This window comes from Rhizobium alarense (assembly GCF_021555155.1).
In the GTDB taxonomy this organism is placed as follows: domain Bacteria; phylum Pseudomonadota; class Alphaproteobacteria; order Rhizobiales; family Rhizobiaceae; genus Rhizobium_D; species Rhizobium_D alarense.
Window position 1 is genome coordinate 1 of record NZ_JAKGBU010000134.1, and the last position, 8,446, is coordinate 8,446.

The 8,446-nt window shown below is 67.0% G+C and carries 8 protein-coding genes; 4 read left to right on the forward strand and 4 right to left on the reverse strand.

Features of this window, described 5'->3' with window-relative positions; translation table 11 throughout:
- Together LXM94_RS24700 and LXM94_RS24705 are read left to right on the forward strand one after the other, a co-directional pair.
- Positions 1-385 (forward strand): CAP domain-containing protein (locus tag LXM94_RS24700; protein WP_235774378.1); only part of this gene is annotated, 385 nt, incomplete at its 5' end.
- A gap of 46 nt (positions 386-431) precedes the next feature.
- The gene (locus LXM94_RS24705; protein WP_235774380.1) at positions 432-1,784 is read left to right on the forward strand and encodes an MATE family efflux transporter; all 1,353 of its coding nucleotides are present in this window, start codon (positions 432-434) and stop codon (positions 1,782-1,784) included.
- 5 nt (positions 1,785-1,789) lie between these two features.
- On the opposite strand, the gene LXM94_RS24710 is transcribed toward LXM94_RS24705, so the two are convergent.
- The 3 genes from LXM94_RS24710 to LXM94_RS24720 form a co-directional block, all read right to left on the reverse strand.
- Positions 1,790-2,158 (reverse strand): DUF2934 domain-containing protein, encoded by a 369-nt coding sequence (locus LXM94_RS24710; protein WP_235774382.1) that lies wholly within the window; start codon positions 2,156-2,158, stop codon positions 1,790-1,792.
- Positions 2,159-2,256: 98 nt separating this feature from the next.
- Positions 2,257-3,342 carry a quinone-dependent dihydroorotate dehydrogenase gene (locus tag LXM94_RS24715; protein WP_235774384.1) on the reverse strand — a complete coding sequence of 362 codons (1,086 nt, stop codon included), beginning with the start codon at positions 3,340-3,342 and terminating at the stop codon, positions 2,257-2,259.
- Positions 3,339-3,686, reverse strand: coding sequence for a DUF952 domain-containing protein (locus LXM94_RS24720; protein ID WP_235774386.1), 348 nt, complete (start codon positions 3,684-3,686; stop codon positions 3,339-3,341). The genes LXM94_RS24715 and LXM94_RS24720 overlap by 4 nt, the downstream gene beginning before the upstream one ends.
- A gap of 109 nt (positions 3,687-3,795) precedes the next feature.
- Between LXM94_RS24720 and LXM94_RS24725 the strand changes: the two genes are divergently transcribed.
- Positions 3,796-4,227: a hypothetical protein gene (locus tag LXM94_RS24725; RefSeq protein WP_408015697.1), complete on the forward strand. Its 432-nt coding sequence runs from the start codon at positions 3,796-3,798 to the stop codon at positions 4,225-4,227.
- Between the two features lie 95 nt (positions 4,228-4,322).
- Positions 4,323-4,973 (forward strand): response regulator, encoded by a 651-nt coding sequence (locus LXM94_RS24730; RefSeq protein ID WP_235774388.1) that lies wholly within the window; start codon positions 4,323-4,325, stop codon positions 4,971-4,973.
- A 16-nt stretch (positions 4,974-4,989) separates the two neighbouring features.
- Here the strand turns inward: LXM94_RS24730 and LXM94_RS24735 are convergent, their stop codons facing one another.
- Positions 4,990-8,445 carry a hybrid sensor histidine kinase/response regulator gene (locus LXM94_RS24735; RefSeq protein WP_235774390.1) on the reverse strand — a complete coding sequence of 1,152 codons (3,456 nt, stop codon included), beginning with the start codon at positions 8,443-8,445 and terminating at the stop codon, positions 4,990-4,992.
- Position 8,446 lies beyond the last annotated feature (1 nt).

The following is an 8,446-nucleotide window of genomic DNA, read 5'->3' on the forward strand; positions in this document are numbered from 1 at the left end:
GGCGGATCGCACGGACGAGACGCTCGCCCTGATCAACGCGCTCAGGGCCGGTCGCGGACTGCCGGCGCTTGGCCGCGACCCGGCCGCCGCCCGGGCGGCGATGGACCAGGCCGCGCGTATGGCGGCTGTCGGCCGCATGGAGCACAATATCGGCGCCGGCGCCAATTTCCTGAAACGGATGAAGGGCATGGAGGTGCCGCTTCCGGCTGCCGAAAACATCGCGGCCGGTCAGGAGAGCACGGCGGAAGCCTTCGACGCGTGGGTCCGGTCGCCGAAGCACCTGGTGAACATGCTCGGGCCGGGCTATCGCGGCCTCGGCGTCGCCGTTGTCGCGAATCCCTCTTCCGGGAGCCGGCCCTACTGGGCCATGGTACTCGCCAGTTGACCTGATTCTCCCCGGCATGCCTGTCGGCAAGCCCGCAAGGATTCCCATGGACGGCACGCACGTGATACGGAGCGACGGCTCCGGCCCCTTCGTGGTGACGCACCGGCTGGTGCTCTCCATCGCCATTCCGATGACGCTCGGCTTCCTCACCACGCCGCTTCTCGGCTTGACCGATACGGCCGTCGCCGGCCGGCTCGGCTCGGCCGACGTGCTTGCCGGGCTCGCCATCGGCGCCGTCCTGTTCGACCTCGTCTTCGCCAGCTTCAATTTCCTGCGTGCCTCCACGACGGGCCTGGTGGCCCAGGCCTTCGGTCGCGGCGACCGGCGCGAGGAGCAATCCGTCTTCTGGCGTTCGCTCGTCATTGCGGTCGTCGGCGGCACGGCGATCGTGCTGCTGTCGCCGCTGCTGCTCGCCGCGGGTCTCGCGCTCATGGGCCCCGGGTCCGGCGTGGCGGCGGCGACGTCGACCTACTTCTCGATTCGCGTGCTCTCCGGCCCCATGGCGCTGACCAACTACGCACTGCTCGGATTCGTTCTGGGGCGGGGCCAGGGCATGACGGGCCTCCTGCTGCAGACTGTCATCAACGGCATCAACATCGGGCTGTCGATCCTGCTCGGGCTGCATCTCGGCTGGGGCATCGCCGGCATCGCCTGGGGCACCGTCGCGGGTGAGACGGCCGGCGTGCTTGTCGGTCTCTGTCTCGTTCTCCGCCGCTTTAGACGCGACGAACGCCCTGCAATTGCGGAAATCTTTGCCCGGGACAGGCTGGCGGCGCTCTTCTCGCTCAACCGCGACATCATGATCCGCACTTTCGTGCTGCTCGGCGCCTTCACGCTGATGACGCGGATCGGAACGGCGCTCGGTCCGCTTTCGCTCGCGGCAAACGCGGTGCTGATGAACATGTTTCTCGTCGCGGGCTATTATCTCGACGGGCTTGCCAATGCCGCCGAGCAGCTTGTCGGTCGAGCGTTCGGCGCCGGCTATCGCCCGGCCTTCGACCGCGCCGTCAAGCTCACATTCGGCTGGTCCCTCGGTCTTGCGCTCGCGACCACGCTTTTCTTTCTCGTGTTTGGAGAGGCGATCGTCGGCCTGCTGACCACCGTGCCGGAAATCCGCGCGGAAGCGGCGCGCTACGTGCCCTGGGCCGCCCTTACGGCCCTGACGGGCGCGCTCGCCTTCCAGATGGACGGCGTTTACATCGGCGCGACCTGGTCGGCCGCCATGCGCAACATGATGCTCGCGGCCTTTGCCGGCTACCTGGTCGCGCTTGCGCTGCTGGTGCCGTTTCTGGCAAACCACGGGCTGTGGATCGCGCTCAATCTCTTCCTCCTGATGCGCGGCGTCTTCCTTGCGTGGCGACTGCCGGCGCAGGCGCAACGGCATTTCACGGCCGGCTGAACCGCTCAGGCATTCGGTTCGTCGAGTTGGGTGTCGATGTCCCGTTCGTCGAGCGGCGGCGCCTTCGTGCCGGTCTTGCCGGCCGCGGCACTGGCCTTCGGCCGCAGTCCATCGACCGCGGCGGCGGACGTGGGCAGTGCCGCCGCGCGTGTCGGATTGTCGGGAACGGTCCCGGGCGGCACTGTGTTTTTCGCGATCTCGGCCGCGTCGGCCCGGCTCATATCGTCTGGCAGGCCGCTCGCTCGTTCTTCCTGCCGGGCGCGCAGCCAGTGGCTGTATTCCCGCCCTTCCGGCCGTCCTTCCTCTTCCCAGATCCGGTAGGCCCGCCGCCGAATGCGATCGTCCTCGTTATCTGCCATGGCCGCCTCCGTCAAAGCGGGGTCGGCGTCCGGCTACCGCCGCTCGGGCATCTGCCGGGCGCTCCACCCGTACACGACGGGAACGGCAAAGGGCGGCGTTGGTTCCGGGCGGGTCAAAGGGGACGGGCCGCCCAGTGATCGACCCGGCTGTCGCGCAGGTCGTGGATGTTGGCAAGCCCATCCCGGACGCAGAGCGCCGAGAGGCCCTCGAGAATGCGGCCTGGCAGCCCCGGGCCGCCATAGACCATGCAGGAATAGAGCTGCACAAGGTCCGCGCCGGCGCGGATCTTCTCCGCCGCCGTCTCCGCCGACCCGACGCCGCCCACCCCGATGATCGGCAGGCTCGCCCCCACCCGCTTGCGCATCCGCGCGAGAACGGCGGTCGACTTGTCGAAGAGCGGCCGGCCGGAAAGGCCGCCGGCCTCGCCCGCGTGGGTTCGGTCCGTCAGACCGTCGCGCGAAAGCGTGGTGTTGCAGACGATGAGCCCATCGAGATCGTGGGAGAGCGCTTCGGCGGCGATGTCGTCCAGCCCTTCCTCCGTCAGGTCGGGTGCGATCTTCAGGAAGACGGGCACATGCCGGCCGCTGCGCGTCCTTTCCTCGTTGCGCGCCTGCAGCACCGCTGCGAGCAGCGCGGCCAGGCTCTCGCGGCCCTGCAGATCGCGCAGGCCCGGCGTGTTCGGCGAGGAGATGTTGGCCGTGAAGTAGCGCGCCACATCGTAGAAGGTGCGGATACCGGCGACATAATCGGCAATGCGGTCTTCGCTGCCCTTGTTCGCCCCGATGTTGACGCCGATCAGCGCCCGGCGCGAGCAGCGCTTCAGCCGCTCCAGCGCGGTCGCATGACCCTCGTTGTTGAAGCCGAGGCGGTTGATCACGGCCTCGTCTGCGGCAAGCCGGAAGATGCGCGGCTTGGGGTTGCCGGTTTGGGGCCGCGGCGTGACGGTGCCGATCTCCGTGAAACCGAAGCCGAGCTTCAGGATCTCTTCCGGAACCTCGGCATTCTTGTCGTATCCCGCCGCCAGGCCGAGCGGATTGGGAAAGGCGATGCCGGCGACCGTCTGGGCGAGCCGCGGATCGCTGCGCCGGCAGCCCGGCACCAGCCCGGACCGCAGGGCGGCGATCGACAGGCCGTGCGCCGTTTCCGGATCGAACAGGAAGAGGCCCTTGCGGGCGATGCCGGCGAGGGGCCCGATCATGCCTCCATCTCCGGAAAGACATGAAGGCCGTCATCGCCGAGCGGCAGCGGCCTTTCCCAGATGACCGCCTCCATCGGAAGCGTGCCGTAAAGATGCGGGAAGAGGTCGCCGCCACGCGACGGCTCGTAGATCACCGTGTCTCCGAGTTTCTCCTCGTCGACGGCAACGAGAATGAGATCCTTCTGACCCTTGAAGTGGCGGGCCGCCGTTTCGATGGTCTGGGTCGCGGTGGAGAAGTGGATGAAGCCGTCGGTCAGGTCGACCAGCGAGCCGACGAACGTTCCCGTTTCCCGTGCTTTTTGCCACAGACTTGCCGGAACGATCTTGTATATTGGGGACGACATGGATGTTTCTCCGATGGCCGCGGGGCCTCCCGCGATAGCGCTTGCAGCATCGTCGGGAAATTGTCCACTGGTCGCGACCGCGGCGAGCATGATTTTTGGAGGGACGAACATGCGCATCGTACTCATCGGCCTGATGTTGCCCGTTCTGCTCGCGGCCGCCTCGACGGCGCGCGCGGAAGGCGAAGGACGCTTTCGGATGGAGCGGACGGAAAGCGGCCTGGTACGGCTCGACACGGTGACGGGCGAGGTGTCGCTCTGCCGCGAGACGAACGGCCAGATCGCCTGCCGCATGGCCGCCGACGAACGGGCGGCGTTCGAGAAGGAGCTCGACTTGCTGACGAAGCGGGTGGAGGCCTTGGAAAAGGGCGGGAATATGCCGTCGAACGCCCTGAAACCGCGCCTTCCCACCGACGAGGAGATTGACCGGACCATGGGCATCATGGAAAGAATGATGCAGCGCTTCATGGACATCGTGAAGAATCTCGAGGGTGGCGAAGAGGACGCCGCCCCCGGGACGGAACTGGAGCCTCAGAAGACCTGAGACGGGTTCCCGACGGCGGCCCCGAGGCGCCTGGGTGCAGGATCGCGGATTCGGGCGGGTCTTGCCGTCTGTCCGCGCTCTTGGGAGGGAGCCGCATGGAAGCATCGACAATCATCATCGCCGACGATCACCCGCTGTTTCGCGGCGCGCTGAAACAGGCGCTGACCGGTATGGACGGAAATCCTGCCATCATCGAGGCTGGCGACTTCGAGGCCGCGCGGACCGCCGCCTCCGACAATGCGTCCGCCGACCTGATGCTGCTCGACCTCGCGATGCCCGGCGTCAGTGGTCTCTCCGGCCTCATCGCGTTGCGGGCGGAATTCCCGAGCCTCCCCGTGGTCATCGTCTCGGCAAGCGACGATCACGCGACCATCCGTCGGGCGCTCGACCTTGGCGCCTCGGGCTTCATTTCCAAATCTGCCGCGATCGACGAGATCCGCACCGGCATAGCGGCGGTGCTGGAGGGCAATATCTATACGCCCGGCGGCTATAGCCGCGGCATGGAGCCCGACGCCGAGGTCGCCGACCTGATCAACCGGCTGCGCACGCTGACGCCGCAGCAGTCGCGGGTGCTCGCCATGCTTGCCGAAGGCCTGCTCAACAAGCAGATTGCCTATGAGCTCGGCGTTTCCGAGGCGACCATCAAGGCCCATGTCTCGGCGATCCTGCTGAAGCTCAATGTCGACAGCCGCACCCAGGCGGTGATCCAGCTGACGAAGATCGGGGCCGCGAAGGCGGCCGCCTGACGACACGACGCCGCTGTCACTCCGCCGCCACGCGTCCGGCCACCGAGAGCTGGCTCAGCCAGGCACGCATGGATGCCGGCCGCACCGGCTTGTTCTGCATCGCTATATCGTTCCGGTCCGCCTCCGCGCGCACCTCCGGGGTGCGGTCGGCGGTGATGAGCAGCGCCGGAATGCCTGTGCCGAGCGATGCGCGGAGCGCTGCGATAGCCTCGATGCCGGTGCCGTCGCCGAGATGGTAGTCGGCGATGATGGCGTGGGGTTTCTGGAGATCTGTCGCCGCAAGCGTCTCGGTCGCCGCAAGCGAATCGGCAAGTGTCACCTCGCACCCCCAGCCGGACAACAGCACGCGCATGCCGTCGAGAATCTTGGGTTCGTTGTCGATGCAGACGACGCGCAGTCCCGTCAGCGCTTCCGCCTTCGCAACGGGCGGAGGCGTTTCCGCTTTCAGCCGCGCCGCCGATTCGTCGACTGGGACCCGCACCTTGAAGCTCGTGCCGCGGCCCGGCACGGACTGCAGGTCGACCGGATGCCCGAGCACGCGCGAGATGCGGTCGACGATCGACAGGCCAAGACCGAGCCCCGGCGCCGTGCGGGCGCCCTCGTCGAGCCGGGCGAATTCCTTGAAGACGGTACGGAATTTCGAGGCGGGAATGCCGATGCCCGAATCCACCACCTGGATATGGGCCGCCGTGCCCCTGCGCCGGACGCCGACGACGATCTTGCCCGTGTTGGTGTATTTGATGGCGTTGGAGACGAGGTTCTGGACGAGGCGACGCAGCAGGTTCGGATCGGTACGCACGACAAGCGAGCTTGGAACCACCTTGAAGCTCAGGTTCTTCGTGCGGGCCATCGGGGCAAAGTCGGTCTCGATGCGCCGGAGCAGGTCCTTCAGCGCCACGGTCTGGAAGCGCGGCTTCATCGCGCCCGTGTCGAGCCGGGAGATGTCGAGCACGGCGCCGAGAATGGCTTCGACCGACTCGAGCGAGGAGTCGATGTTGTGGATCAGCATGCGGTTTTCCGAATCGCCGAGCCGCTCGACGAGCGACGACGAATAGAGCCGTGCCGCGTTGAGCGGCTGAAGGATGTCATGCCCCGCGGCCGCAAAGAAACGCGTCTTGCCGATATTGGCTTCCTCCGCCGAAGCGCGCGCCTCCGCGAGCTCCGTGTTGACGCGGGTGAGCTCGGCGGTGCGTTCCTGCACGCGCATTTCGAGCGTCTCGTTTGCCTGCTTCAGCGCCCGGTCCGCCTCCACGCGGTCGGTGATGTCGGAGAAGGTGGCGACGAAGCCCTTGTCCGGCATGGCGTTCGTGCGCACTTCGACGATGCGGCTGCCGCCGGACAGGACGAGCGGAAACGGCACGTCGAAGGTCATGATGCGGTCAAGGAGCGCCTGGGTCTCCGAGGGCGCGCTGTTGCCGCGCTGGGCGAGCATGCCGACGATGTCGCGCAGCGGATAGCCGACCTGGCCCACCTGTTCCGGAAGGTCGAGCAATTGCCGGAATCGCCGGTTCCAGACCGTCAGGTTTGCAGCGCTGTCGAAGACCGCGATGCCCTGATCCATCTGCCCCAGCGCGGTCTGCAGCATGTCCTGGTTGTAGAGCAGCGCTTCGCTTGCCTGGTCGAGCAGCCAGTTCGTGTCCGCGGGCATGTCGTCGATGCGCCTGAGCGCAAGCGACAGCACGAGCCGGGCGGACGACGAACCGATCGCGCTGCCGAGCAACTGCTCGGAAAAATGAACGAGCGCCATGTCCGCCGGCGCATTGTCGTCGAGCCATCGGCCGGACTGGCGTTCGTAGGTGTGGAACGAGCGCTGCATGCGCTCCTCGCCGAGATAGCGCGCGATCGTCGTCTTGAGGTCGCTGATCGTCACCTTGGTGCGGCGGCCGCGGAAGGCGCGTTCGAGCTGCGGCTTGCTGCGGATGAACGTTCCCGCCTGCAGGCGCTCGATCGGCGTCGGGTTGCGGGTCAGCGAACCGACGACATAGGCCCCGATATTGACCATTATGGCGAGCAGCGTCGCATTGACGAGCGGGTCGGCCGCCTCGCCGGTGAAGATCGTCGAGCCGGGAAACAGGAAGCCGAGCACGGTTTCGGCGACATAGGCATTGTCGGAGACGCCAAGGCTCGGCAGGAAGAGCAGATAGGCCCAGACGACGAGCCCTGAGATCATGCCCGCCATCGCACCACGCGCCGTCGCCTGGCGCCAGAAGAGACCGCCGAGCAGCGACGGCGCGACCTGGGCGATTGCCGCAAAGGCGAGGAGCCCCATGGAGGCAAGCCCCGCATTGGACGAGGCGGCGCGATAGTAGGCATAGCCGAGGAGCAGCACGAAGAAGATGGCGAAGCGGCGGATGCGCAGCAGCGTGCGGGAGAGGTCCGCCTGCTGGCTTTCGCCGCCGATCAGGTTCCGCCGCAGGAAGATCGGGATGACGATGTCGTTCGAGACCATGATGGACAGCGCCACCGAGGCGACGATCACCATCGCGGTCGCGGCTGAGAAGCCTCCGATGAAGGCGATCATGGTGAGGAGCGGCTGCCCCTCGGACAGGGGGAGCGTGAGGACGTAGAGGTCTGCATCGCCCTGTCCGTCGAAGGCGAAGACGCCACCGATGGCGATCGGCAACACGAAGAGGTTGATCGCGATAAGATAGAGCGGCAGCAGGATGCCGGCCATGCGCAGTTCGCCCTGCGTGCGGTTCTCGACGACCGCGACGTGGAACTGGCGCGGCAGCATGATGATCGCGAAGGCGGAGAGCACGATCAGCAGCAGCCAGCGGGCGACCGGTGTCTCGTAGCTGAGCGCTGCCACGACGCGGGCGTTCTCGGCGGCGCGGCTCCAGAGGTCGCCGAAGCCGTCGAAGACGAAGAACAGCACATAGACGCCGACGGAGGCGAAGGCGATCAGCTTGACGAGCGATTCCATCGAGATGGCGAGGATCAGGCCGTCCTGGTGCTCGGTGGCGTCGGTGTGGCGCGTCCCGAAGACGATGGCGAAGCAGGCGAGGAAGAGCGTCACGACGAGCGGCAGATCGGCGATGCCGCCCTGGAGCGAAATGCCGTAGCCGGACGTGTCCACCATGGCCGCGACCGAACTCGACACCGCCTTCAGCTGCAGCGCGATATAGGGCACGTAGCCGATGAGCGCGATCAGCGCGACGATCGCCGCAACGCCGGGATTCTTGCCGTAGCGTGCCGCGATGAAGTCGGCAATCGAGGTGAGGCGCTCGGACTTGGCGAGCGTCACGATGCGCCGGATCAGCGGCATGCCGAGCGTGAACATCAGGATCGGGCCGATATAGATGCCCGCGAATTCGAGCCCGTGCGTCGTCGCAAGGCCGACGCCGCCGAAATAGGTCCAGGAGGTGCAGTAGATCGCGAGCGACAGGGCATAGACGAGCGGCCGGCCGCGCGCCGCCACACTCGGATCCCGGCTCTTGCGGTCCCCGTAGCTCGCCACCGCGAAAAGCAGCAGC

Excerpts from the sequence above, each read along its gene's own strand:
- LXM94_RS24705 (WP_235774380.1), top strand. The coding sequence starts at position 432 with ATGGACGGCACGCACGTGATACGGAGCGACGGCTCCGGCCCCTTCGTG.
- LXM94_RS24715 (WP_235774384.1), bottom strand. The coding sequence starts at position 3,342 with ATGATCGGGCCCCTCGCCGGCATCGCCCGCAAGGGCCTCTTCCTGTTC.
- LXM94_RS24720 (WP_235774386.1), bottom strand. The coding sequence starts at position 3,686 with ATGTCGTCCCCAATATACAAGATCGTTCCGGCAAGTCTGTGGCAAAAA.
- LXM94_RS24725 (WP_408015697.1), top strand. The coding sequence starts at position 3,796 with ATGCGCATCGTACTCATCGGCCTGATGTTGCCCGTTCTGCTCGCGGCC.
- LXM94_RS24730 (WP_235774388.1), top strand. The coding sequence starts at position 4,323 with ATGGAAGCATCGACAATCATCATCGCCGACGATCACCCGCTGTTTCGC.